This is a genomic window from Hymenobacter aranciens, assembly GCF_030580865.1.
In the GTDB taxonomy this organism is placed as follows: domain Bacteria; phylum Bacteroidota; class Bacteroidia; order Cytophagales; family Hymenobacteraceae; genus Hymenobacter; species Hymenobacter aranciens.
In genome coordinates this window covers 79,060-104,590 of record NZ_JAUQSY010000009.1, presented here as the reverse complement: position 1 = coordinate 104,590, position 25,531 = coordinate 79,060, and the positions used below count along the sequence as shown (strand labels likewise).

Annotated in this window: 23 protein-coding genes; 7 read left to right on the top strand and 16 right to left on the bottom strand. The window is 58.7% G+C overall.

What is annotated here, in order from left to right; genetic code table 11:
* The first annotated feature begins 105 nt into the window (after window positions 1-105).
* On the top strand, window positions 106-1,164 hold the full coding sequence (locus Q5H93_RS14585; RefSeq protein WP_305007303.1) for an SDR family oxidoreductase: 1,059 nt from the start codon (window positions 106-108) through the stop codon (window positions 1,162-1,164).
* Window positions 1,165-1,296: 132 nt separating this feature from the next.
* On the top strand, window positions 1,297-1,650 hold the full coding sequence (locus Q5H93_RS14580) for a hypothetical protein (protein ID WP_305007302.1): 354 nt from the start codon (window positions 1,297-1,299) through the stop codon (window positions 1,648-1,650).
* Window positions 1,651-1,723: 73 nt separating this feature from the next.
* Here the strand turns inward: Q5H93_RS14580 and pckA are convergent, their stop codons facing one another.
* Entirely contained in the window at window positions 1,724-3,349 is a 1,626-nt protein-coding gene (pckA, locus tag Q5H93_RS14575; RefSeq protein WP_305007301.1) for a phosphoenolpyruvate carboxykinase (ATP), read from the bottom strand.
* Between the two features lie 226 nt (window positions 3,350-3,575).
* Between pckA and Q5H93_RS14570 the strand changes: the two genes are divergently transcribed.
* The gene (locus Q5H93_RS14570) at window positions 3,576-4,484 is read left to right on the top strand and encodes an AraC family transcriptional regulator (protein WP_305007300.1); all 909 of its coding nucleotides are present in this window, start codon (window positions 3,576-3,578) and stop codon (window positions 4,482-4,484) included.
* 297 nt (window positions 4,485-4,781) lie between these two features.
* Window positions 4,782-6,512, top strand: coding sequence for a peptide MFS transporter (locus Q5H93_RS14565; RefSeq protein ID WP_305007299.1), 1,731 nt, complete (start codon window positions 4,782-4,784; stop codon window positions 6,510-6,512).
* A gap of 401 nt (window positions 6,513-6,913) precedes the next feature.
* On the opposite strand, the gene groL is transcribed toward Q5H93_RS14565, so the two are convergent.
* The 14 genes from groL to Q5H93_RS14495 all read right to left on the bottom strand — a co-directional run bounded on the left by groL (window position 6,914) and on the right by Q5H93_RS14495 (window position 20,864).
* Entirely contained in the window at window positions 6,914-8,560 is a 1,647-nt protein-coding gene (gene groL, locus Q5H93_RS14560; protein WP_305007298.1) for a chaperonin GroEL, read from the bottom strand.
* A gap of 51 nt (window positions 8,561-8,611) precedes the next feature.
* Window positions 8,612-8,908 (bottom strand): co-chaperone GroES, encoded by a 297-nt coding sequence (locus Q5H93_RS14555; protein ID WP_305007297.1) that lies wholly within the window; start codon window positions 8,906-8,908, stop codon window positions 8,612-8,614.
* Window positions 8,909-9,202: 294 nt separating this feature from the next.
* The gene (secG, locus tag Q5H93_RS14550; RefSeq protein ID WP_305007296.1) at window positions 9,203-9,586 is read right to left on the bottom strand and encodes a preprotein translocase subunit SecG; all 384 of its coding nucleotides are present in this window, start codon (window positions 9,584-9,586) and stop codon (window positions 9,203-9,205) included.
* Between the two features lie 24 nt (window positions 9,587-9,610).
* Entirely contained in the window at window positions 9,611-11,269 is a 1,659-nt protein-coding gene (locus Q5H93_RS14545) for a DUF8458 domain-containing protein (RefSeq protein WP_305007295.1), read from the bottom strand.
* A 53-nt stretch (window positions 11,270-11,322) separates the two neighbouring features.
* Window positions 11,323-11,835: an LPS assembly lipoprotein LptE gene (lptE, locus tag Q5H93_RS14540; protein WP_305007486.1), complete on the bottom strand. Its 513-nt coding sequence runs from the start codon at window positions 11,833-11,835 to the stop codon at window positions 11,323-11,325.
* Window positions 11,836-11,839: 4 nt separating this feature from the next.
* Window positions 11,840-13,135: a sigma-54 interaction domain-containing protein gene (locus tag Q5H93_RS14535; protein WP_305007294.1), complete on the bottom strand. Its 1,296-nt coding sequence runs from the start codon at window positions 13,133-13,135 to the stop codon at window positions 11,840-11,842.
* A gap of 21 nt (window positions 13,136-13,156) precedes the next feature.
* Window positions 13,157-13,378, bottom strand: a complete 222-nt coding sequence (locus Q5H93_RS14530) for a type II toxin-antitoxin system HicB family antitoxin (protein ID WP_305007293.1) — start codon at window positions 13,376-13,378, stop codon at window positions 13,157-13,159.
* Window positions 13,371-13,655, bottom strand: coding sequence for a type II toxin-antitoxin system HicA family toxin (locus Q5H93_RS14525; protein WP_305007292.1), 285 nt, complete (start codon window positions 13,653-13,655; stop codon window positions 13,371-13,373). Before Q5H93_RS14525 ends, Q5H93_RS14530 begins: the two co-directional genes overlap by 8 nt.
* Complete coding sequence (miaB, locus tag Q5H93_RS14520; RefSeq protein ID WP_305007291.1) at window positions 13,652-15,088, bottom strand: tRNA (N6-isopentenyl adenosine(37)-C2)-methylthiotransferase MiaB; 1,437 nt, start codon at window positions 15,086-15,088, stop codon at window positions 13,652-13,654. The genes Q5H93_RS14525 and miaB overlap by 4 nt, the downstream gene beginning before the upstream one ends.
* A 290-nt stretch (window positions 15,089-15,378) precedes the next feature.
* Window positions 15,379-16,665, bottom strand: coding sequence for an anthranilate synthase component I family protein (locus tag Q5H93_RS14515; RefSeq protein WP_305007290.1), 1,287 nt, complete (start codon window positions 16,663-16,665; stop codon window positions 15,379-15,381).
* Between the two features lie 10 nt (window positions 16,666-16,675).
* Window positions 16,676-18,208, bottom strand: coding sequence for a hypothetical protein (locus Q5H93_RS14510; RefSeq protein WP_305007289.1), 1,533 nt, complete (start codon window positions 18,206-18,208; stop codon window positions 16,676-16,678).
* A 69-nt stretch (window positions 18,209-18,277) separates the two neighbouring features.
* Entirely contained in the window at window positions 18,278-19,045 is a 768-nt protein-coding gene (locus Q5H93_RS14505) for a zinc ribbon domain-containing protein (protein ID WP_305007288.1), read from the bottom strand.
* Window positions 19,035-20,156, bottom strand: a complete 1,122-nt coding sequence (locus Q5H93_RS14500) for a Nif3-like dinuclear metal center hexameric protein (RefSeq protein WP_305007287.1) — start codon at window positions 20,154-20,156, stop codon at window positions 19,035-19,037. The genes Q5H93_RS14505 and Q5H93_RS14500 overlap by 11 nt, the downstream gene beginning before the upstream one ends.
* Window positions 20,157-20,180: 24 nt before the next feature.
* On the bottom strand, window positions 20,181-20,864 hold the full coding sequence (locus Q5H93_RS14495; RefSeq protein WP_305007286.1) for a uracil-DNA glycosylase family protein: 684 nt from the start codon (window positions 20,862-20,864) through the stop codon (window positions 20,181-20,183).
* Between the two features lie 92 nt (window positions 20,865-20,956).
* Between Q5H93_RS14495 and lpxK the strand changes: the two genes are divergently transcribed.
* The 3 genes from lpxK to Q5H93_RS14480 all read left to right on the top strand — a co-directional run bounded on the left by lpxK (window position 20,957) and on the right by Q5H93_RS14480 (window position 24,938).
* The gene (gene lpxK / locus Q5H93_RS14490) at window positions 20,957-22,015 is read left to right on the top strand and encodes a tetraacyldisaccharide 4'-kinase (protein WP_305007285.1); all 1,059 of its coding nucleotides are present in this window, start codon (window positions 20,957-20,959) and stop codon (window positions 22,013-22,015) included.
* Between the two features lie 96 nt (window positions 22,016-22,111).
* Complete coding sequence (locus Q5H93_RS14485; RefSeq protein ID WP_305007284.1) at window positions 22,112-24,025, top strand: putative porin; 1,914 nt, start codon at window positions 22,112-22,114, stop codon at window positions 24,023-24,025.
* 322 nt (window positions 24,026-24,347) lie between these two features.
* Window positions 24,348-24,938, top strand: a complete 591-nt coding sequence (locus Q5H93_RS14480) for a MiaE family protein (protein ID WP_305007283.1) — start codon at window positions 24,348-24,350, stop codon at window positions 24,936-24,938.
* A gap of 54 nt (window positions 24,939-24,992) precedes the next feature.
* Here Q5H93_RS14480 and Q5H93_RS14475 read toward each other — a convergent pair whose 3' ends face one another.
* On the bottom strand, window positions 24,993-25,505 hold the full coding sequence (locus Q5H93_RS14475) for a hypothetical protein (protein ID WP_305007282.1): 513 nt from the start codon (window positions 25,503-25,505) through the stop codon (window positions 24,993-24,995).
* Window positions 25,506-25,531 lie beyond the last annotated feature (26 nt).

The window sequence follows — 25,531 nt, the reverse complement described above, 5'->3', positions numbered from 1 at the left end:
CGCCAAAAACCGGGCGCCGAACTCAATCTCGGCCATAACAAGCGCGGGCGGCTGGTCGTACCTCCAGGCATACGTTCCATTTCCCGTTTCCTTTCTTACATGAAAATGAAGCTTAAAAAACTCAATGAGCAGGTTGTGGTCATCACCGGCGCCTCGTCGGGCATCGGCCTCGTCACGGCCCGCCTAGCCGCCAAAGAAGGCGCCCGGCTGGTGCTGGCCGCCCGCAGCGAAGACGCCCTGCGCCAGCTTACCGACGAAATCACCCAGGCGGGCGGCCGGGCCACTTACGTGGTGGCCGACGTGAGCAGCCAAGACGACGTGCGCCGCATTGCCGCTGCCGCCCAGGCCACGTTCGGCGGCTACGACACCTGGGTCAACAATGCTGGGGCTTCCATCTACGGCAAGCTGGAGCAGGTGCCCATCGAAGACATGCGCAAGGTGTTCGAAACCAACTTCTGGGGCCTGGTGTACGGCTCGCTGGAAGCCGCGAAGCACCTGAGAAGCAAGGGCGGCGCCATCATCAACGTGGGCAGCATCCTGTCCGACGTCACGGCCATCCTACAAACCATCTACTCGGCCAGCAAGCACGCCGTGAAGGGCTTCAACGACGGCCTGCGCATGGAGCTGGAAATGGACGGCGCGCCCGTGTCGGTGACGCTCATCCAGCCCTCGTCCATCGATACGCCCTACACCATCCACGCCAAAAACTACATGGAGCGTGAGGCCAAGCACGGCCCGCCCGCCTATGCCCCCGACACTGTGGCCCGCGCCATCATCCACGCCTGCACCACGCCCGAACGCGACATCGTGGTGGGCGGCGGCGGCCGCGCCTTCATCGGCATGAAGCGCTGGACGCCCGTACTCTTCGACCAGTACATGGAAAAAGCCTTCGTGCATCAGGAAAAGGCCGATTACGCCCCGCGCCCCCTCAACCAAAACGGCCTCGACCACGCCGCCGGCAAGCTCAAGGAGCGCGGCAACTACCCCGGCCACACCCGCGAAACCAGCTTCTACACCGAGGCCATCACCACCGGCAGCCCCGCCCTGCGCACCGCGCTACTGGCCGGGGCCGGCGTAGCCCTGGCCGCCTGGCTGGGCCGCGCCGCCACCAAAAAGCCGGCCCAGCCTGGGCCGGATAACCGCCGCTACGGACGCTACTCGTAGCAACTAAATTGCATCTATTGCCAAGAAATGCCGGGCAGCAACTGGGTTAATACTCGGTAGCTGCCCGGCATTAGTGCAATTGAAGTTTTTACATTTGCTGGCAATCATGAATTACAATCCCAATTTGCCAGTATGAAATACCGCGAATCTTACGCTAAGAAAAAGGCAGTCCAGATGTATTGGCTCAATCAAAGCCGGGAAGCAGTTATGGCCATGCTTGTGGAAGAAGGCGCGGGTGAGCAAGCGCCTGCATTAGCGGATGACTATTACCGCAGTTACCAGTTTATTAAGTCAGAGCAAGCGAAGCAGAAACGCAAAGCGGCTGGTATGTACCTGACCGTTGGCATCGTCATTTTAGTGCTAGGTTTGGGATTTATGGTAATTACTTACATTGAGTTAAACCAAACTAGTTTTACTGCGCCTATTGGTATCCTGATGGTTGGTATAGTTGCAATTATCAAAGGATTAAGGGACCGCATGGGATAAGAAGCAAAAAAGCCCCGCCAGCTGCAACTGGCGGGGCTTTCGCATTTGGTGAGTGCCTGAAGCACGGCAGCCTTTACGCTTCGACGGCTACTTTGGGTGCGCCGGCCAGAATTTCTTCGTTGGCGAAGTCGGCGTATTTCTTGAAGTTGGCTACGAATTTATCGGCCAGCTCGCTGGCGGTCTGGTCGTAGGCGTCTTTATCGGCCCAGGTGTTGCGCGGGTCCAGAATTTCGGCGGGTACGCCGGGCACGGCCTTGGGCACCTGCACGCCGAAGATGGGGTGGGCCTGGAACTTCACCTCGTTGAGCTTGCCTTCGAGGGCGGCCGTAATCATGGCGCGGGTGTGGTCGAGCTTCATGCGGTGGCCGGTGCCGTAGGCGCCGCCGGTCCAGCCGGTGTTGATGAGCCACACGTTCACGTCGGGGTTCTCGTCCATCTTGTGGCCCAGCATCTCGGCGTATTTGGTGGGGTGCAGGGGCAGGAACACGGCGCCGAAGCAGGCCGAGAACGTGGTCTGCGGCTCGGTCACGCCCATTTCGGTACCGGCCACTTTGGCGGTGTAGCCGCTCATGAAGTGGTACATGGCGTGCGACTTATCGAGCTTGCTGATGGGCGGAATCACCCCAAACGCATCAGCCGTGAGGAAGAAAATATTCTTCGGCGCGTCGGCCACGCTGGGCTCCACGGCGTTCGGAATGAAATTTAGTGGGTAGGCCGTGCGGGTGTTTTCGGTTACGCTCTTGTTGGCGTAGTCCACGGTGTGGGTGCCGGGCACGAAGCGCGTGTTTTCCACGATGGCGCCAAACTTAATGGCATTCCAGATTTCGGGCTCTTTCTTCGCGCTCAGGTCAATCACCTTAGCGTAGCAGCCGCCTTCGAAGTTGAAGATGCCGGCGTCGGGCGTCCAGCCGTGCTCGTCGTCGCCGATGAGGCCGCGGTTGGGGTCGGCCGAAAGGGTCGTTTTGCCGGTGCCCGAGAGGCCGAAGAAGATGGCCGTGTCGCCGTCCTTGCCCTTGTTGGCCGAGCAGTGCATGCTGAGCGTGTTGTGCTCGTGGGGCAGCAGGTAGTTCAGCACCCCGAAAATGCCTTTTTTCATCTCGCCGGCGTAGCCCGTGCCGCCGATGAGAATCATCTTCTTGATGAAGTTGATGATGGCGAAGTTGGGCTGGCGAGTGCCGTCCACTTCGGGGTCAGCCTCGAAGCCGGGGGCGCAGATGATGCTGAAGTCGGGCGTCCACGACGTATCCGCGCCTTCTTCGGGGCGGATAAACATGTTGTAGCAAAACAAATTGTGCCAGGCCAACTCGTTTACCACGCGCAGCTTCAGGCGGTAGTCGGGGTTGGCGCCGGCGTAGGCTTCGCGCACGTACAGCTCCTTGTCGGCCAGGTAGGCCAGCATTTTCTCGTGCAGCTGGTCAAATTTCGCGGGGTCGAAGGCGATGTTGATGTCGCCCCACCACACGCTGTCGGCGGTGTTTTCGTCTTTCACGACGAAGCGGTCCTTGGGCGAGCGGCCGGTGAACTTGCCGGTGTCGCACATCAGGGCGCCGGTGTCGGTGAGGTGACCTTCGCCGTGGCACAGGGCGCGCTCAACGAGCTCGGCCGGCGTGAGGTTGAGATGCACGGTACCAGCCTGGGAAAAACCCAACGGCCGCAGACGGTCGAGGGCGTTCGGTAGGGGAGCAGTGGGCTCGGACATGAGAGTGAAATGGATGGGTGGGAATGGAAAATAGACGATACAAAGGTACGAAACGCCGGGAGTGGAGTTCGTGAAACATTTTGCACCTTTACTGGGACAAATCAAACATGCCGCCTCCTGTCATGCTGAACGCAGTGAAGCATCCTCTCACGCCGGAACGACTTTTTGTGAGAAGGAATAAATTACTGCTCGTTCGAGCCTGACAAGATGCTTCACTGCGTTCAGCATGACAGGCGAAAAAATAGCCCACTACAACGGCCTCTACGGCGACGACAAAGCCCTCGTCCGCCACGATTACCTCCAGAGCGAGCTAATCCTGCCGCGCAACCGCCTCACCGACTGGGGCCTCAAGCCGCACCTGCACCCCAACCTGTTCCAGCTCTTTTTCCTAGAAGCGGGCCGGGCCATTTTCCACGCCGCCGCCACGCCCATCGAGCTGCGCACGCCCTGCATCGTGCTTATTCCGGCCGGGGCGGTGCACGGCTTCACTTTCAGCCCGCAGGTGCAGGGCCGCACCCTCACGCTGGCCGAGAGCCTGATGGACACCATCCTACAGGCCACGCCCGCCGTGCTGCTCGAAGTAAATACCCTCCAGATTCTCGCCGATTTCAATGCCGAAGTACGCTTTGCCGACCTGCTCGACCTGGAGCAAAGCATTCACACCGAGCTACACTCCGAGCAGCCCGGCAAGCAACTGGCCCTGAATGCCTATTTCAAGCTCCTGTTCCTGAAAATCTACCGCCTGCTGCACCACCAGCAGCGCCAGGAAGCCGACAGCTCCAACCGGGCTCTGCACTATTTCCGGGAGTTTCAGCGGGCCATCGGGGCCGCGCCTTCAGGCAAGAAAATCGCCGAGTTTGCCCAGGAGCTGAAAATTACGCCCGTGCATCTCAACCGCATCTGCCAGGCGGTGAAGGGTAAGACGGCTCAGCAAATCGTGCACGCCAACACGACGCGCAAGGCCCACAACTACCTTATCTATACCTCGCTGTCGGTGTCAGAAATTGCCTATGCCCTGCAGTTTGCCGATGCCGGCTACTTCACCCGCTTTTTCCGCAAGCAAACGGGGCTGTCGCCGGGGGCTTACCGGGCCAAAGCCTACCGGAATGAGGGAGCCGTAGCGCGGACGTTGTAGTCCAGGTTGCAATTCAGCCGCAAAGCGGCGACACGTTGGTAGTATGTAGCAGCCAGAACGACCAGAGCCGCAAAGCGGCGGCACTTGGCGCCGGGTAGGTGCCGCCGCTTTGCGGCTCTGGCTCATTGACTACATCTTCTATCTACCAACGTGTCGCCGCTTTGCGGCTAGTTCGCATAGTCATCGCCGCGAGTTACTGCCAAAACTTTCCTAGATTTACCAACCCCAATTGCATTTTCGGCAACCCCGGGCCCTTTTCTCCACCTTTCACTCCTTATTCACCCCACCATTTCCACTATGGCAACTGCTACCGCCCAGAGCGAGCAACTTCCTTCCGCCAGTACCAGTCACCCCAAGGGCCTGTACGTGCTGTTCACCACCGAAATGTGGGAACGGTTTGCCTACTATGGCATGCGGGCCCTGCTGGCCCTCTACATGGGCAAGGCCCTGATGATGAGCAAAGAAACTTCGTCGCTCATTTACGGCAACTACACTTCGCTCGTGTACCTGACGCCGCTGCTGGGCGGCTACATGGCCGACCGCTACTGGGGCAACCGCCGCTCCATCCTCACCGGCGGCCTCATGATGGCCGCCGGGCAATTCGCCCTCTTCGGCTCGGCCAGCATGTACATGGCGGGCCAAACCGCGCCCTCCTCGGCGCAGATGGGTTTGTTCATCCTCGGCCTCACGCTGATGATTTTCGGCAACGGCTTCTTCAAGCCCAATATCTCCTCGATGGTGGGCTCCCTCTACCCCAAGGGCGATACCCGCGTCGACGCGGCCTACACCATCTTCTACATGGGCATCAACCTGGGCGCATTCTTCTCGCCCTTGGTGTGCGGCACGCTCGGCGATACCGGCAATGCGGCCGACTTTAAGTGGGGCTTCCTGGCCGCCGGCATCGGCATGCTCATCGGCAGCGCCACCTTCGAGCTGTTGAAAAACAAGTATGTACTCACGCCCACTGGCGCACCGCTCGGCGCTAAGCCGGAGCGCGCCGTGGCTGCCTCGCCGGTAGTGCCTGTGGGCACCGATGCCCCCGTGCGCGCCGAAACCATCGCCCAGCCCGCCAAAACCGGCGGCATGAGCATGGGCGTCATCGCCATCGTGGGGGTGCTGATTTACGCCGCCATTGCCTGGTTCATGAACTACGACTGGATTGGGGCCCTGGTATTCTCGTCGATGATTGTCATGCCGATGATTGTGCTCTCCGACGCTTCGCTCACCGGCCGCGAAAAGGAAAAAATCTACGTCATTCTCATCCTGAGCTTCTTCGTGATTTTCTTTTGGGGGGCGTTTGAGCAGGCCGGTGCCTCGCTCACCTTCTTCGCCGATGAGCAAACCGACCGCAACCTGGGCTCGACCGTTGTGCCTGCGTCCTACTTCCAGTCGGCCAACGCCTTGTTCATCATCGCCTTCGCGCCCATCTTCGCCGTGCTCTGGACGGCCCTCGGCAAGAAGGGGCTGGAGCCCTCGTCACCCCTCAAAATGTCCATCGGCCTGATGCTGCTGGCCATCAGCTACCTCGTCATTGCCTTCGGCGTGAAGGGCGTCGATGCCAGCACCAAGGTGAGCATGTTCTGGCTTATCACCATGTACCTGCTCCAGACTTTCGGCGAGCTCTGCCTGTCGCCCATCGGCCTGGCGCTGGTGAATAAGCTGGCCCCCGCCCGCCTGGCCTCGCTGCTAATGGCCGTGTGGTTCCTGGCTACCGCCGCCGGCAACAAGCTGGCCGGCGTGCTCTCGGGCCTCTATCCTCCCGGCCCCGGCGAGTTCAAGAAAGCCGCCGATGCCGGCATCAACCTGCCCGCCATCCTCAACAACGCCGGCCAGGCCTCGGCCGACGTCGTCACCAAGCTCAAGGAGCTGGAAATTCCCTACCAGTGGCCCACCTTCCTGGGCATCCAAATCAACGACCTCTACAGCTTCTTCATGATTTTCGTGGTGCTCTCGGCCGCCTCGTCCATCCTGCTGTTCTTCATCTACCGCCGCCTCACGCGCATGATGGATGAGCCCGTAGCGGCGTAAGCTGTTCCGAACTGACCCTGTAGCAAAGCCCCCGACACGCGTAGTGTCGGGGGCTTTTTGCTTTTCATCATTGTCTTCAGGTTGGTTAGATGTGTCTTTGGCCTAGTCACAACTGTCCCAAGGCAAATCGCAAGCGTCCTTGGGTCGGTCGTAAACGTCCCAAGACAGGTCGCATGCTTCTTTGGGCCGGTCGTATGCTTCTTTGGACAAGTCGCATGCTTCTTTGGGTTGGTCGCATGCTTCTTTGACGAGGTCGCATGTTTCTTTGGACAAGTCGCACACTTCTTTGAGCGGGTCGCATATTCGACACTTGCTCCGTTTTCTAGCATTAAAAAGCCCCGCCGGACCAGGTCCAGCGGGGCTTTTTAATGATAACTGCAAGCGAGCAGCTAAGGGGCTGATTACATCATGCCGCCCATGCCACCCATGCCGCCCATCCCGGCAGCACCGGCGCCAGCGCCGCCTTTATCATCCTCGGGCTCGTCCGAAATCACGGCTTCCGTGGTCAGGAGCAGGCCGGCGATGCTAGCAGCGTTCTCCAGGGCCAGACGGGTCACCTTGGTAGGGTCGATGATACCGGCGGCCACCAGATTTTCGTAGCGGTCCTCGCGGGCGTTGTAGCCGTAGTCGCCTTTGCCGTCGCGCACTTTCTGCACCACCACCGAGCCTTCGCCGCCAGCATTGGCCACGATGGTGCGGAGCGGCGACTCCAGCGCCGTGCGGATGATGTTGACGCCCGTGCGCTCGTCGGCGTTGTGGGTGTCCACGGCCGCCAGGGCCTCAATGGCGCGCACCAGGGCCACGCCACCGCCGGGTACCACGCCTTCCTCAACAGCGGCGCGGGTGGCGTGCAGGGCATCGTCCACGCGGTCTTTCTTCTCTTTCATTTCCACCTCGGTGCTGGCGCCGATGTAGAGAATAGCAACACCGCCCGACAGCTTGGCCAGACGCTCCTGCAGTTTCTCCTTGTCGTAGTCCGACGTGGTCGACTCCATCTGCGACTTAATCTGCGCCACGCGGCCGGCGATGGCGTCTTTCGAGCCCTTGCCGTTCACGATGGTCGTGTTGTCCTTGTCGATGATGATTTTCTCAGCCGTGCCGAGGTACTCCAGGGTAGCGTTTTCGAGCTTGTAGCCCTGCTCTTCGCTGATAACCGTACCGCCCGTGAGGGTGGCAATGTCTTCCAGCATGGCCTTGCGGCGGTCGCCGAAGCCAGGAGCCTTCACGGCCGCAATTTTCAGCGAGCCGCGCAGCTTGTTCACCACGAGGGTAGCGAGGGCTTCGCCGTCCACATCCTCCGAGATGATAACGAGGGGTTTGCCAGTCTGCAGCACTTGCTCCAGCACGGGCAACAGCTCCTTCATGGTGCTCACTTTCTTGTCGTAGATGAGCACGAAGGGGTTGTCGAACTCCACCTCCATTTTCTCGGGGTTGGTCACGAAGTAGGGCGACAGGTAGCCGCGGTCGAACTGCATGCCTTCCACCGTTTTCACTTCGGTTTCGGTGCCGCGGGCTTCTTCCACGGTAATCACGCCTTCCTTGCCCACTTTATCCATGGCATCGGCAATCATTTTGCCGATTTCCATGTCGTTGTTGGCCGAAATAGCACCCACCTGGGCAATTTCTGAGGAGTTCTCGATTTTCTTCGACTGCGCCTTCAGGTTGGCCACCACGGCCTGCACGGCCTTGTCGATGCCGCGCTTCAGGTCCATCGGGTTAGCCCCGGCAGCCACGTTCTTCGAGCCTGCCACGTAGATGGCCTGGGCTAGCACGGTAGCGGTGGTGGTGCCGTCGCCGGCCTGGTCAGCGGTTTTCGAAGCCACTTCCTTCACGAGCTGGGCGCCCATGTTTTCCACGGCGTCTTTCAGCTCGATTTCCTTGGCTACCGATACACCATCCTTGGTGATGCTCGGCGCGCCGAATTTCTTGTCAATAATGACGTTGCGGCCTTTGGGGCCGAGGGTTACTTTAACGGCGTTAGCCAGTTTGTTCACGCCGGCTTGCAGCTTGGCGCGGCCTTCAACGTCGAAGAGAATGTTCTTAGCCATGGGGGCTGAATGTTTAGATTGTTATTAGGTTAGAAGGGCTGTAGGAGGAATCTACAGAACAACAACGAGAAGGTCTTTCTCTGCCAGAACTATGTAATCTTCGCCTTCAAAAGGCATCTCTAAGCCGGTGTATTTTTTGTAGATAACTACGTCACCTACTTTAACACGAGGTGCGATAACGTTGCCAGTATACTCAGATACTTTGCCGTCGCCGACAGCTACAACTTCTCCGCGTTGAGGTTTTTCTTTGGCAGTATCAGGAATGATAATGCCCGATTTGGTTTTTTCCTCGGCAACAGCAGGTTTAATGATTACCTGGTCGGCCAGCGGTTTGATGCTAAGTGCCATTTTGGGTGTGTTTAGGTTAGGTTAAAAGAAGAATTTAACGTTGCCGGCCCTGCGGCACTTCTTGTGCCAAGCCCGAAATCTGCCACAATTGGCAGACTCGGCCCGGGTCGAAGTGACAGAAGCGGGAAAATTTGTCGGGATAGAAGTAGCGCGAACTTTGTAGTTCGCGTCCCCGCGCCGTTTGAAAGTCGTTTGAACGGAGCGGGGACGCGAACTACAAAGTTCGCGCTACAGCAAAAAGCCGGCAGCCCCGCGTTGGGAGCTGCCGGCTTTTCAGAGGTAACAGAGCTAAAATTACTGAGCCGGGGTGGTTGGAGCAACCGGAGTAGCCGCCGGCTCACCAGCCGGAGCAACCGGAGCCGGAGCCGTGGGGGCAGGTGCAACCGGAGCCGGCAGCTTGGTTTCGGCAGCCTTAATCTGGTTGATGCTGCGCGTGGCCCCCCCCGAGGTGTTGCCGATAACTACGTACGAGCCGAGCGACAGCACTACCAGGCCGATAGCGAAGCCCCAGGTCAGCTTTTCGAGCAGGTCGCCGGTGCGCTTCACGCCCATGAGGTTAGCTGCGCCGCCGGCGCCAAACTGGCTCGACAGCCCACCACCTTTGGGGTTCTGCGCCAGCACTACCAAAGCCAGCAGAAAGCACACGAAAATAATCAGGCAAACGAGAGCGTAAAACATGAGTGGGAAAAGGATGCCCGTAAATCAGGCAGAAGGTTGCAATTGTTGAATTTGAGCCGCAAAGTACGCCATTTTTTCCGGCTGTTTCACCATCAGGCGCTCATAAATCTCAATGGCGCGCTCGATTTTTCCCTGCCGGGCCAGGATGCGGGCCAGGCCCTCCGAAATCAGCTCGGGTTCGGGCCGGGTGCTTTTCACGCTCAGGTCGGCCTGCGCGGTGGGCGAAGGTGGCAGCATGGCCGGCCGCGTAAGGCGCGGCTGACGGCGCAGGAAGCTGTTTATCAGCTCCGATGAGCTGGGCGTGGGCGGCACTATCGGCCGGTGCGTGGCCCAGTGCTCCAGCAGTAGCACGTCGGGCTCGAAGAACACGGCGGTGGGGGGCAGCGGGGCGGGGCGGGGCGCGGCCACAATTTCGTGCGCCAGGGTGCCCTCACTTTCCGTTTCGATTTTGGCCAGGAGCGCCTCCGTCAGCAGGCCCAGGCCGAAGCCCAGGCGGCTGCCTTCGTCGAGGGCGTAGCCCAGGTCGGTATCGCCGGTGAAGGCGGCGGCAGTCCATTTCAGGGTGGCCGGTGCGGCCGGGGGAGTGCCCGGCAGCTCAAAGTTCAAATCGTCGGCCCCGGGCAGGGCCAGGGGCGTGGCCGCCGCGGCCCATTCATCCACCAATGGCAGCTCATAATGCGTCGCGGCGGGTTTCGGCTCGTCCTGCAGGCCAAACTCGAAGCGGGCGCTGCCCACTTCCTCCGGCGGCCGGATAGGCGGCGCAACGGGTGGAATCTCTGGCTCAGGGATTTCGAGGGGCGGCTCTTCGGACGCAGTTGGCGTTGGCGTAGCAGGTTGGGCCAAATCGAGGGAAGGTTCCTCCGTTGCGGCGGCGTCATCCACGCTGGTAACCGGACTCTCTTTTTCTGTAGTTATGGCTGGTTCCGGAATTATAACCTTATCCGGAGCAGTCGAGTCTATTTGAATTGCTTCTGAAATAACCGGTTCGGGCTCAGGAACCATTGCAGCCTGCTCAGGCTCTGCATCTTCGGTTACTGCGGGCTCTACAACTGGTGTTTCGGCGAGGGCAGCAGCTTCTGGCTGGGCTTCCGTCTCGCTGTCCTCCGTGCTGTCAGCCTCCGCTACTGCTGGTTGGTTGATGTTGAATTTCTGAATCTTACTAACAATTGGCTCTGCCGCTGCTAGGATTGCCGCCAGCGGCTCCAGCAGGACCGGTGCCTCTATCACCGCTTCCGGCACTGTTGCTACTGTTGCCACTGTTGGCAGCACCACTTCAGGCAGGGGGACGGGTGCTAGCCGGGGCGCTACTTCCGGCGCCGGGCTGGCAGTTTCGGCTACCGCAGGCGCGGGCTCAGGTTGCATTTCCGGCGGCGCAATCTGTTGGGGAGCAACTGTTTCGACTGGTTGAACAACTGGGGCTTGCTCAACCAGCTCAGGCTCGGGCTCCGCCACCGTCTGCTCAATCAGCTGGCGCAGCAGAGTGCGGTCGGCGGCGTAGGTGGCGGCGCGACGCAGGCGCTGGCTGGCCAGCATAGTGCCTTGGTCGTGAGCGGCTTTGGCCAGTAGAAGGTGGGCCGTCTGGCAATAGGGGAAGGCCCGGGCCAGCTGTTCCAGCTCCTGCACCTCGGCCGGGGCAATGGCCGTAGGATGGTCGAGCAGCTGAAGCAGAGCGGTGCGGGTCATTGACTAAAAAACGCGATAGCGGGGCGCAAACTTACGGCAGACCGTCGGCTCGGCTACCAGTTGGCAACCGATTTATTGAAAATGTCGGTGATGATGTTGGTCGTGATTCGGCGCACGGCCGTCTGGTCGTTGTTCACCGTGGCCACATCCTGAGTGGCCGGAAAATCACCGAAGCTCTGGAAGGTCTGGTCGAAGCTCTGCAGCTCGTCCTTGGTGTTGGTGAAGCGAATCTTTACCTGGATGGTCAGGCGGTTGGTGCCGGCCTGCGCCACGCCGTCAACCTGCTGAATGGCAGTAGGAGAGAAGTCGTAGGCAATGATGCTGCCGTCGAATTGCAGGTCGCCGTCGCGCGGTACCAGCGTCAGGTTAGTGTTGCGCTGGAAGTAGTCCTTCAAATCCTCCGTAAACCGCTGGGTCAGAAAGGCCGGCCCCGTCGGCGAGTTGTTCTGAATGGTTTGAATGGAAATCGTCCGCACCGCCGGGTCGATGTTCGTCCCGTTGAACGAATACACCCCGCAGCCACTCAACGCCACCATGCCAAGCACCAGGCACCAGGCACTAAGCACCAATTTACACTTGCTCCAAATCATACTGTTTCAGCTTGCGGTAGAGGGTGCGCTCCGAGATGCCCAGGTCGTGGGCCGCGTATTTACGCTTGTTGTTGTGCTTCTTGAGGGCCTTGAGAATCATTTCCTTTTCCTTCACGTCGAGGGAAAGCGTTTCCTCCTCCGTTTCGTGCGGAATGTCCTCCACCGGCTGGCTGTCATCGTCGTAGTCCAACACCGGCTCCACGTTGAGCGGCGTGCCGGCGGGCTTGGGTAGGAAGTATTCCGCCGCCTGAACGTTGTCGAAGGCCGAATTATTAGCAGCCGGGGCAAATAAATGACTGTTCTGCCGCAGCAGCTCCTGCGCCTCGTGCGGACGCTGCCCGGCCGCCAGCTCCAGCACCAGCTTCTTGAGGTCGGTCATGTCGCGGCGCATGTCGAAGAGGATTTTGTACATCAAATCCCGCTCCGAGTAGCCCGCGGCGGATGCTTCCTGGCCCGCGCCCAGTAGCATCGGCAGCTGGCTGCTCTGCTGCTGCGGCAGGTACTTGGCCAGTTGTCGGGCGTCGAGCTCCCGCTCCAGCTCCAGCACCGAGATTTGCTCGGCGATGTTCTTGAGCTGGCGGATGTTGCCGGGGAAACGGAACCGCTGCAAGGTCTGCACCGCATCGGGCAGCAGCGAGATGGGCCGCACGCGGTGCTTTTCCGAAAAATCAGAAGTGAACTTGCGGAATAGCAGGTAGATATCGTCGCCCCGCTCGCGCAGCGGCGGCACCGTGATGGGCACCGTGCTGAGGCGGTAGTAGAGGTCTTCGCGGAACTTGCCGTTGCGCACGTTCTCCATCAGGTTCACGTTGGTGGCGGCCACCACGCGCACGTCGGTTTTCTGTACCTTGCTACTACCCACGCGAATAAACTCGCCATTCTCCAGCACGCGCAGCAGGCGGGCCTGGGTGCCCAGCGGCATCTCGCCGATTTCGTCCAGGAAAATGGTGCCGCCGTTGGTAACCTCGAAATAGCCCTTGCGGGCTTCATTGGCGCCGGTAAAGGAGCCTTTTTCGTGGCCAAACAGCTCAGAATCAATGGTTCCTTCGGGGATGGCACCGCAGTTGATGGCGATGAACTGCCCGTGCTTGCGCGGCGACAAGGCGTGGATAATCTTGGAAAACGACTCCTTGCCCGACCCGCTTTCGCCGGTGATGAGCACGGTCATATCCGTCGGGGCCACCTGCGCGGCCACCTGGATGGCGTAGTTCAGCGCCGGCGCGTTGCCGATGATGCCGAACCTTAATTTTATACTCTGGATTTCTTGCGGTGTCAAGGTCAGGTAATTTAGTGCTGGTTAAGCGGCTACTTGTAGCCGTTCACGAGGAGCTGGAATGTCTCGGCCCAACTCTTTAGCAGTTTCAATCCACTCCTGGATGATGATGTGCACGTTATGTAGTGCTTCTGCCTGCGTCGCGCCATCGGCCATGCAGCCGGGTAGGTCAGGCACCTCTGCGATAAAAGCATTGTCCTCGGCACTCCAAAACAGGATGATGGGGTAGTGGCTGGTATCAGACATGGGCATCAGGAGTTGACTTGTCAATAAACACGGTCAGATTGTAACGGACCAGTAATTCACGCACCTGTTTGGCTTGGTAAGGTTTAACCATATTTCCCGCAGCTGGTTGCAGATTACTAATTTCTGATACACCGTCTTTGGTAAAAATGTGGTGGCTACCACGAATGCGTTGTTCGAAGCCAAGAAACAGCAGCAGATTCACTAACGCATCAAAATGGAGGTTTGCTGAATTACCAGCAGCCATCAACTGCGCCAGAAATTTCTGCCGCTGACTCATACGGCTTCGCCAATAAGCGCGGCACCGGTTGTGCTGGTGGCCAATACGTTCACATAATCACCCTTCTGGAAATCCCCCTTCGGAAAAATCACCACTTGATTCTGGCTATTGCGCCCGCTTAAATGCTCGGCCGAGCGTTTCGAGGGCCCTTCCACCAGCACCTGGTGCACCTTGCCCACCATGCGGGCGTAGCGGGCACGGGAGTGCAGCTGCTGGCGGTCGATGATTTCCTGCAGGCGGCGCTTTTTCACCTCCAGCGGGATATCATCTTCCAGCTTGCGGGCAGCCAGAGTGCCGGGGCGCTCCGAGTAGAAGAAGTTGTAACCCATGTCGTACTGCGCGAAATCGAGCAGACTCAGGCTGTCCTGGTGTTCCTCCTCGGTTTCGGTGCAGAAGCCCGAAATCATGTCGGTCGAGATGGCGCAGTCGTCGCCCAGGATTTGGCGGATGGCCGTCACACGATTCTCGTACCAGGGGCGGTCGTAGGTGCGGTTCATCAGCTCCAGCACGCGGGTGTTGCCACTCTGAGCGGGCAGGTGGATGTACTTGCAGATATTGTCGTAGCGCGCCATCGTGTGCAGCACCTCGTCGGTGATGTCCTTGGGGTGCGAGGTGGAGAAGCGCACCCGCAGCGCGGGGCTCACCAGGGCCACGCGCTCCAGCAGCTGGGCAAAATTGACGTGCTCGGCGCCGTCGGCCGAGGCCCATTTGTAGCTGTCCACGTTCTGGCCCAGCAGGGTTACTTCCTTGTAGCCCTGGGCCACGAGGTCGGCGGCTTCGCGCACGATGCTGTGGGCATCGCGGCTGCGCTCGCGGCCGCGGGTGAAGGGCACCACGCAGAACGAGCACATATTATCACAGCCGCGCATGATGCTGATAAAGGCCGTGATACCGTTCGAGTTGAGGCGTACGGGCGTGATGTCGGCGTAGGTTTCCTCGCGGCTCAGCAGTACGTTCACTGCCTTCTGGCCACCATCGACCTGGTGGATGAGCTGGGGCAGGTCGCGGTAGGCGTCGGGGCCCACTACCAAGTCCACAATCTTTTCTTCTTCCAGGAATTTGCTTTTCAGGCGCTCAGCCATGCAGCCGAGCACGCCCACCAGCATGCCGGGCTTGCGCTTCTTGTGCGAGTTAATTTGCTTGAGGCGCATGCGTACCGTCTGCTCGGCCTTTTCGCGGATGGAGCAGGTGTTGAGCAGTACCAAGTCGGCGTTGGCCAAATCGTCCGTTGTATCGAAACCCTCTTCAAACAGAATGCTGGACACGATTTCGGAGTCCGAGTAATTCATCTGACAGCCATAGCTTTCGATGTAGAGCTTGCGCTCGCGGCCGGTGCGGGTGGCGGCGCTGATGCGCACTTCGCCGCTGGGCGTGTGCTCCGCGGTAGCCGGAGCAGTGTCAAGAAAATCGAGGGTCAGAAGAGGCTGGGACATGCTAAAAAACCGTGTTGGGACGGATAACAAAGATACGGACAAAATGGCAGGCGTCCGAGAGGAAAAAGAACGAAACTCCCCTCCTTTCCAAGGAGGGGAGTTTCAGCGCAGCTGAAACGGGGGGGGGGCGCCCGGTCGCGCCGTTTGGGTGGGTAGAACAGCTAACGGTGCATTTTGTGCTGCTTCTGGATGTGTGCATTACCTGACGTTCTTTCGGCGCGGGCGGCCTAACCACCCCCGTTTTGCCTGCGGCAAAACATCCCCTCCTTGGCAGGAGGGGAGCTTGTCGTTCAGCCTTCCGCAATTCCAGTTTCCAGCACCGTCAGCATACCCTTGGCTTTCAGCAAACACTCCTCATATTCCCGCTCCGGGTCGGAGTCGTAGGTAATAGCCGAGCCAACCTGAAAGCTCAGGTATCCGGTGTCGCGCCGGTACTGCAGTGAGCGGATAACGACGTTGAAATCGAAGCTGCCATCGGGCCATACGCAGCCGATGCTGCCGCTATAAAGGCCGCGCCGGGTAGACTCGTAGTGCTCGATGAGCTGCATGGCGCGGATTTTCGGTGCGCCGGTCATTGAGCCCATCGGAAAGGTGGCGCGGAGCACGTCCACTAAATTCAAACCGGGGCGTAGCTCGGCCTGCACGGTCGAAATCATTTGCCAGACGTGGCGAAACGGGTAGATGCCGAACAACTCCGGCACGCTGACGCTGCCGGTGCGGGCCACGCGGGCTAAGTCGTTGCGCACCAGGTCTACAATCATCAGGTTCTCGGCACGTTCCTTTTCATCATGTAGCAGAAACTGGCGTTGCGCTTCGTCCTCGGCGGGCGTGCGGCCGCGCCGGCTGGTGCCTTTGATGGGCTGGGAGATGAGCAGCGGCGGCCGGTGCGCCAGAAACCGCTCGGGCGAGGCGCAGAGCAGGAAATGCTCCTGCCAGCGCAGAAAGCCCGCAAAGGGCGCCGGCGACACCTCATTCAGTCGCTGAAAAATATCCACTGGGTCCAGGCTAACACCTTCGTTATAAAACTCCTGGCACAGGTTCAGCTCATATACTTCGCCATTGAGAATGTCGGTGCGCACGGCTTCCACGGCGCGCAGATATTCGGCCTTGGGCAGGCGCGGGCGGAGCGGCGGCACAACTGGTGGCGGCGAAGCCGGTAGCGGCGTAGCCAGAATCGCCGCTAAAATTCCCGTTGTTTCGCCGTGTAGCTCTACGGCGTCAGTATTCCATTGCAGCCACGTTCGGGGCTGAAAGAAATGTAGTTGTGGCCAGTCCAGACCACTAAAATTTGCGCTGTTCAGCGCTTCAATCTCGTTCTTAAGGTCGTAAGTGAGAAAGCCTACGCGGGGGGCCTCCGTAACCTGTTCCAGCCAGGCCTGAAACTCAGCCAGCGAAGCCGGAGCGTCATGAGCCGCCGGGGCTACGGCTAGTAACCGCGCAAAGGCGCCCTGCGGATAAGCCAGGTCATTGGACTCGAAATAGGCGCAATGCACAAAGTCCGCCGCCCAGCGCAATGCCCGCTGCCGGAATTCTTCCGGCGTCAGCTTAAGCTCGGCAAAGGAAATAATTTGCGGCATGATGAATAAGTTATTGCAGCTCGCGCAAAGCCAGCTTGGCCTTGGCATCGGTGCTGTTTTTATACTCGTGCCAAGGAGCATTCAGCGCCTTTTCAAAGTAGGCTTTGGCCTGGGCGCGCTGCCCGGCGGCGCGGCTCAGGTAGCCGAGCTCCAGCGCGGCCTGCGGGGCAAAATAAAACGAGGTGATGCTGCCCAGCATCAAGGTGCGCTCGTAGGCCAGCCGGGCCGAATCGAGGCGGCCGAGGCCCTGGTAGGCGCGGGCCCGGCGGTAGGGCTCCTCAATCTGGTCGCGCTGGAGGGTGTTGCCGGTGGCCTGAAAACCGCGTAAGGTGTTTAGAGCCTGGCGGTAGTAGCCGCCATCAATCTGCAATCGGGCCCGGGTAAGCACGGGGTTCAGGGCCACTGCGTTGTGATAATATTGCTGCGCGTACTTGTCTTCCTCTACATCAGTCGGCCCCGCGTTGTTGATTTGCTCACGGTAGCGGGCTACGGTAGTGGCGGGCTTGCCGCCGAGCCAAGCCGCTAAGTACAGCTTGAAAGCCGCATCCTTACGGTAATACTGGCCCCGGTATTCACTCAGAAAAGCCAGATTTTCACGCTCCGAAGCGGCATAATTGCCCTGGTAAAGCAGCAAATCGGCTACCATGTGGTGCAGGTAGGCTAAGGGGAGGTAAGTGGGGCCAGTGGGGCGGGCACGGTAGGCTGCCAGCGCCGCATCGGCGTGGTGCTGGCGCTTGTTGAGGCTGATAACCAGATAGGAAAACAGCAGGTTATCGGGCTGTTGCTCCCGTAGCCGCTCGGCCAGGCGCAGGGCTTCGGCGGGCTGCTTGTAGTAGCTTTCCCGCACCAGCGCCAGATAAATCTGGCTTTCGGTTTGAAAATCATGCGCCTGGCTGGCCGCCAAGGTCATATTGCGCAGGCCGGTATCAATGTCGCCCGCAAAGCCCAGCAGACGCAGCAGCCAATGGTAGCCCTCGGGCATGGCGCCCACGGCAAACTGGCAAACGCCCAAGGTTTTGCGCGCAGGCATAAACCCCGGATACCGCTTCACCACGCCTTGCATCTGCTGAAAGCCCTGCCGCAGGTGCCAGGAGCCCGCTACCACGTGCTTAAATACCAGCTGGTTAATGCCCAGGTGAAGCTGAATTTCCGCCCGCGTGTAGTCGCGCATTGCCCCGGCCGGGGCTTTATCCAAAGCCGTCAGGCGGGCTTGCTGGGCGGCCACGGTGGCCTCGTAGCGGCTGGCGTCCTGCGTCACCAGCAGCTCGGCAAAGTCGGCACAGTCGGCTACCAGCCAGGTGCCTGGCCCGGCGGGCTCGGCGCGGAGCAGCTGCCGGGCCGTCGTCAGCTTGAATTTCAGCACTTCCGCATACGCCCGGCGGCAGCCGGGGGAGAGGGCCTCCTGTTTGTCGCTGCTGGTTTCCTGCTCGGGGCCGGGCTCCTGCGGGGCGGTGCGGAAAGCCGCGCACAGCAGCGCCACCGCCAGCAGCAGCGCCTGCGCCCCGCTGCGAAACCTTCTGCGTACCTCTGCGGTGAAAAACACGTTGGTGCCGTTAATAAAAAAGGAACGGCACCGGCCGTTCCTTTTTCAAAATAAATAAGTTAACTGCGCTTAGTTCACGCTGGCCCGGCCTTCCACGTCGGCCAGGATGCGGCCGCAGTGCTCACACACGATGATTTTCTTGTGCGAGATGATATCGGCCTGGCGCTGGGGCGGCACCGTGTTGAAGCAGCCGCCGCAGGCGTCGCGGCGCACCAGCACCACGGCCAGGCCGTTGCGCACGTTGCCGCGGATACGGGTGTAGGCCGTCAGCAGACGGTCTTCCACGGGCTTGGTAGCCTCCTCGCGCTGGGTCATGATACCGCGCTCTTCCTCTTCGTTCTCGGCCACGATAGTGTCGAGCTCGCTCTTCTTGGTTTCGAGGTCTTTACGACGCTCGTCGAGCTTCTGCTTGGTACCCGAGATTTCGGCGTTTTTCACGTCAATCTGGTACTGCGCTTCCTTAATTTTTTTGTCGGCAATCTGGATTTCCAAGCGCTGAAGCTCCATTTCCTTGGCAATGGCCTCGTACTCCCGGTTGTTGCGCACGTTTTGCTGCTGCTCGTCGTAGCGCTTGATGAGGTTTTCGGAGTCTTTGCTGGCTTGCTTGCGGCCCTTGATGAAGTCGTTGAGGCCCTGAATTTCCTCGTCAAATTTCTTCACGCGCACTTCGTAGCCCGCGATTTCGTCTTCGAGGTCCCGCACTTCTTCGGGCAAATCGCCGCGCACGCGCCGGATTTCGTCGAGCTGCGAGTCGAGCTTCTGCAGGGTGAGCAGGGCTTCGAGCTTGGCGGCTACGGGAACATCGGCGGGGGCCACGGCGGCACTATTAGCAGTCATACTGAACGGGGTTCGTGTTGGTTTCGGCGAATAAGACCGCAAAAGTACGTCCAAATCCGGCCGTTAGCAAATCGCGGAATATCTCGCCCGTGTACTGCTCGCTCTCGAAATGGCCCACGTCGCAAATCATGAGCCGTCCTTCGGCCCCAAAAAACTCGTGGTATTTCACGTCGCCGGTCACGTAGGCGTCGGCCCCGGCCGCCCGTGCCGCACCAATCAGGAAGGCGCCCGCGCCGCCGCACAAGGCTACCTTTTTGATGCTCTTCCCGAAGGCGGTGAAGCGCACCACCGGCACTTGCAGCCGCTCCTTCAGCAGCTGCCGGAAGGCGGCCGGGCTCAGCTCCTCGGGCAACTCGCCCACCATACCCGCGCCCACGTCCTGGTGCGTGTTCTCTAGTTTAATGAGTTCGTAAGCAGGTTCTTCATACGGGTGGGCATTGCGCAGAGCCCGCAGCACGGCTCCTTGTCGATGCAGCGGCAGCAGCACTTCCAGCTTGATTTCTGCTAAGGCTTTGGGCTGATTTTCGACGCCAATAGTCGGGCGCGAGCCCGCGCCTGGCGTGAACGTGCCAATCCCAAGTGAGCGGAAGCTGCATTCCGAATAGTTGCCTATCCGGCCGGCCCCCGCCGCATATAAGGCATCCGCTATCCGGTCAGGCAGCGGGTACTCTTCGTATTCAGTCGACGAAGGCACGTAGGTGATGAGGCGGGCCAGCGTGCCACTCACGGGGGCCAGAATGCGGGTTTTCAGCAAGCCTAATTTTTCGGCCAGCTTGTCGTTGACGCCGCCGCGCACGTTGTCGAGGTTGGTGTGAGCGGCGTAGATGGCTACGTCGTTTTTGAGGGCCGCGATGATAGTTTGCTCCACTTCATTGGCGCCGGTGAGGCGCTTGAGCGGCCGGAAAATGACCGGGTGATGACACACCACTACGTTGCAGCCGCGCCGTACGGCCTCGGCCACGATGGCGGGCGTGCAGTCGAGGCTGATGAGTACGCCGCGCACTTCCTGCTGCGGGTCACCGCATTGCAGGCCGGCGTTGTCGTAGCTTTCCTGGTAGGCGAGGGGCGCGGTGGCTTCGAGCAGGCGCGCCAGGTCTTGAACGGTAGGCATTTTTTAATTATTAATTAACAATTATTAATTAAGCGTCTGGCCTAATACTTCGGCGTAGTGCGCCACGTTTTCGGCCAGTTCGCGGCGGCGGTACTGCATGAGGTAGCGTGGGTGGTCGAGCACGAGGATTTTATCGAACAGCTGCAACTCGTCGTTCAGCTTGCGCAAAAAAGTAGCATTGCGCCGGCCCAAACATACAACCACGTCCGTTCGCACACCCACCTCCTGCACCAGCCGTTGCAGCGACTGGCGCATGTCGTCCCACAGCGCCCGGGTGACGGCGGGCGAATCGTAATAATTATAGTTGCGGCCTTCGCGCAGCAGCACCAGCGGGTAAATGGAGCCCAGGTAGAAATGCCGGTAAAATTCCGTCGGGCCGCCCAGCTCGGCTATCATTTTGTAAATGAACTGGCTCGATAACTCCGGCTGCTTCAGTGGCAAGTCGTGTTGGATGCCGCAGTGCAGCGTCAGCGCCGCTGGGTCGGTGAAGGCGATGCCGGTGCGGCCGTTGCCCAGGCGGCCGGGGTTGATGCCCAGCACGGCCACGCGGGGCTGCTCGCCAGCGTAGTATTGCTTGGCAAATTGGGTCAGCAACGGATACACAGACGGGTCTTGGTAAGGACTAAGGGTTTGCACCTTATCCGGCAGTGCGACAGGCAAAGGAAAGCTGCGCAGAAAATGCAGCAGGCGGTGGGCAAAATTGGGCATTACCAAAATTAGGAAATCGGACTCCCTGCCAAACGCGCACTGGGCGGCCCGGTTTCATTGCCGCCCGGGCGGGCCGTACTTTTGCGTCACCGATGGCCCAACTCCTAACCTGGCTGCTTCTACCGCTTTCCTGGCTCTACGCCGGCGTGGCGGCTATTCGCAACTGGCTGTATGATATCGGCTGGAAAAAAAGCGAAGCCTTCGCCGTGCCATTGCTCAACGTGGGCAACCTGCGCGTCGGCGGCACCGGCAAAACCCCGCATGTGGCCTGGCTGGTGGCTGAGCTATTGCGCCAGGGCCATCGCCCGGCCATTCTGAGCCGGGGCTATGGCCGCCAAACCACCGGCCCGCGCCTAGCTACCGCTGCCGACTCGGCCGCCACCATAGGCGACGAGCCCTGGCAGTATTTCCAGCAGTTTTCCCCGGCCGCCGTGCCCGTAGCCGTGGCCGAAGCGCGCCGGCTGGGCGTGCGGCTGCTGCTGGCCGCGCACCCCGAAATTACTGTCATCGTGCTCGATGATGCCTATCAGCACCGCGCTGTCCAACCTGCGCTCAATCTGCTGCTTACGGAGCTAGTACGGCCCTTTTACACTGACCATGTGCTGCCCGCCGGCCGCCTGCGCGAAAGCCGGGCTGGAGCCCGCCGCGCCGATGTTGTCATCACGACCAAGTGCCCGCCCGACCTGCCCGAAACAACCCGGGCAGCCGTGGCGCAGTACATCCGGCGCTATGCCCGCCCCGCCGCGCTGGTGCTTTTTTCGAGCTACCGCTACGGCCCGCCGCTGCCTTTGACGCCCGAAACTCCGCCCTGCCCAGCCCCGCCAGCGGCGGCGCTGCTCACTGGTATCGCGCAGCCGGGGCCCTTGCGCGACTACCTCGAAAGCCAGGGCTACCGTATTGAGGTCCATGCCGATTTTCCTGACCACCACGCTTTTCAGCCTGCCGACTTGGAAAAGCTACGGGCGCAGTGGCAGCCAGGCTGGCCAATCTTTACCACCGCCAAAGACGCCACGCGCCTGCAGGCGCCCGCGCTGCAAGCGGCTCTGCGCGGCCTGCCGTTGTATATCATTCCCATCGAAACGGCGTTTCTGGCTGATGGGGCCGTGCAGTTGCGGCAGCGGCTGCCCGCGCCGCCTGCGCTAAATTTGTAAGCTACCCGCTCGGCGGCTGACGACAGCTGCCGGCCTTTTTGTGTTTGTTTGAATCAGTTGGTGACATCTTTTCTTCCATTTCTGAGCCGTTGGCCGTTGGCCGGGCTATTGCTGCTACTTGTGGCGTTGGCCGGTGCGCCCGCCCAGGCGCAGGTGCTCGACGACTCTACCAAAGTCATCTACGGTCCCAAAACCACCAGACTATTGCATGAGGCTGACATTCTGCGTGATTCTACCGAAGGTGCCATCCTCGATACCTCACTCACGCGCTGGACACAGGCGCGGTTCTGGTATCACGACACTACGTTTCAGCAGGATTTGGGGGCCGTGGTAACGGCCTCACGCCCGCTGCTGTATCAGCCTAATATTCAGTTAGGAGCTCGTTTCGGCCGCAATGCGTTCGATAAGTATGCGCGCAATGCGGCCGACATTCCCTACTACGACTCGCGCTCGCCCTACTCGTTTTTCCGGGTGGTGCAGTCGGGCGAAGGCGAGCAGGTGTTTGAAATCAGCTACAGCCGCAGCCTGAAGAAAAATTTTAGTGTTGGCATTGCTTACGAGCGGTTTGCGTCGAATAAAATCCTGGCAGCCAGTGGCCGCGCCGGACTAGTGGAGCATTCCAACCTGCTGTTATTCGGGCGGTATCAAACCGAAAACGAGCGCTACCACTTGCTATTCAATATCGGCAATGCTCGTCACAAAGCCAGTGAGCAGGGCGGCATCAGGCCCTTGGCGGGCGACCAGCCCCGCGACCTCTTCAACTACGAGCGGCAGAGCGTGTACCTGACCAAAGCCCAGAATACCGAGGACCGTGACCAGCTACACCTGTTGCAAACCTACCGGCTACTGGGTCGCGGCCTAACCTTGTACCATGTGTTCGATGTTCATCGTCAGTATAATAGCTACCGCGATGAAAATATTCCGTACGATGGGTCAGCCCTGCTTTTTTACCCTACTACCCTTGTTAATACGACCAATACACTTGACCGCGCCGAATTTCGGCAGGTAGAAAATACACTGGGCGTACTGGGGCGCACCGACCGGGTGGAATACCGACTCTACGCCCGCCACCGTGGCTACGGTCTTACTAGTCAACGGGCTAGCGCCACTAGTACGGTCGACAAGCCTGACTTAGATGAACGCGTATTAAAAAACTCTGACAATCAGTTGTTCGTTGGAGGTACGGCGGCGTTTAATTACCGTAAAATCTACGCGGTGGAAGTAGCGGGGGAGTATAAGTTTTTGGACGAATCGTGGATGCGCGCGACAGTTCGTACCGGCCCCTTGTCGGGTGAGATATTACTGAGTTCATATTCGCCCACTCTTACGCAGCAGGAATTCTATGGTAATCATTACCAATGGCCCGATACCGGACTGGTGCGCAACGAGCGAGCGAGCGGCCGTTTTAGCAATACTACGGCGCTGCACTTCACGGCCCGATTGCGGCAGCGCCTGCCAGGCTTCTCCGACCATCATTTTGAGGCGAGCGGCAGCCTGGTTAACCTTAGCAATCTGGTATATTATGGTACCGATGGCCGGCCCACTCAAAGTACCGGGGTTGATAATCAGCTATTAATTCTGTTTGCCCGCCATCAGGTGCGTTTTGGGCGTATAGCCTTTGATAACCAAGCTACTTATACCCAGGGTGGCGACGTGGCGGGCATTCGCATTCCAAAGCTGGTGGGGTTTTCGCGAGTGTATTACCAGAGCTACATTTTCCGCAAAGCACTGTTTAGCCAGGTGGGCGTCGAAACGTATTTTCAGTCGCGCTACCGGGCGTTCAACTACAGCCCCAGCACCCAGCAATTTTATCAGCAAGACCTGTTCACTATCCGCAATTATGCGATTGCCGACGTGTTTTTTGTAGCCGATATTAAATCCGTGTCGGTATTCCTGAAATTTGCTTACATCAATCAAGGCATTTACCGCGACGGTTATTTCACCACGCCTTACTACACAGGGTATCCCCGCCGCTTTCAGCTGGGTGTGAAGTGGAATTTCTTTAACTAGACCGCAGACTCAAAGAGATTTATTGAGTATAAAGAATGCGTTCGCTGCGCGAGCTGATTATTTTACGTCTTCACGTTTAAATTAATTGCCTTCGCTACGGGAGACGGTTATTTCATGTTCGGTGGCAGCTGAAAAACAATTTCAATTCACCCAACGAGCATATCTGTTCAATCTGCGAATTTTGCCTGCTCTGCAGCCCAACTAGTTTGCCTAAAAGAAGGTGTTCATCTGCTAGATAAAGTTCACCCAAATCTGTCTTAAAAGACAGCTCGCGTAGCGAGCGTATCCGTTCCGTTCGTTAAATCCGTTTGAATCTGCGGTCATGAAAACCATCCTGAAACTCAAGCTCAATACCGACCCGCGCTGGGTGGATATTGCCAGCAAAAACCTGGAAGATATATTGGTTGACCACGCTTGGTGCGAGCAGAAAGCCGCCAGCACCGGCATCAGCATGATTATTCACTACCCCGAAAAAACGCGACTGGTAGAAGAATTAACGGCCTTGGTAGCCGAAGAGTGGGAGCATTTTGACCGCGTGCTGCAGGAGCTGCGCAAGCGCGGCTTTGCCTTGGGCCGCCCACGCAAGGATGAGTACGTAGTGCAACTGCTCACGCACGTGCGCAAAGGCGGTGCTCGTGAGCGTCAGCTCATGGACCAGTTGCTAGTGTCGGCTCTTATTGAAGCTCGTAGCTGCGAGCGGTTTAAGCTACTCTGGAAGAATATTGCCGACCCCGATTTAAGCCAGTTTTACTACGAGTTGATGGCATCCGAAGCGGGGCATTTTGTAAGCTACGTCGATTTGGCGAAGGAATATTGCGACCCACAGGAAGTGGATGCGCGTCTGCAGGAATTGCTGAAAATCGAAGGCGAAATCGTGACCAATCTGCCGGTTCGGAACGACCGGATGCACTAATATCTGGAATTGTAAACCGGCGAGGGTGTAGCACAGTTTGCGCCCGTCTATTACTCAGCTAATCCACCTGTCAAAATACTTTACCACTTTCCATTTTCCGTTCACCTTCCTATAAAGGCTGGTTTCCCCCTGTCCTCCAAGCATGCAATTACAGTCTTGTGTGATTTTCAATAAAACTGTTTGCTGGTCTGGAGAAACTATCGGTACAGAAATCTTATAGATAAAGTCATTTCGGCTATTACAGTTTGGAACAATTTTACTCGCTTGTAATTTATTGGAATTTCGATTGAAGTATCTTATTTCGCCCGGTTTAAATTTATAAAATGCCTGAGTAATCTTCTGGAAATGCACAGATAATTGCTCGTGTAAAGCAAAATCACTCAAATTGTTTTCGAGAATAGATACCCTGTCTGGGTTTGAGCAGACTTTGAAAAGAATTATCCCATTATCCTTTGCAATTTCGCTTACAATCTCACAGCAGTTCTGCTCGCTTATATGCGAGTAGAAATAATAGCAGGCTAAGCCGATAGTAAGCCCAGTAAAAATAATTCGTTTTAAAGGGGACATAAATGTCTGAGAGATATTTCTGGGCT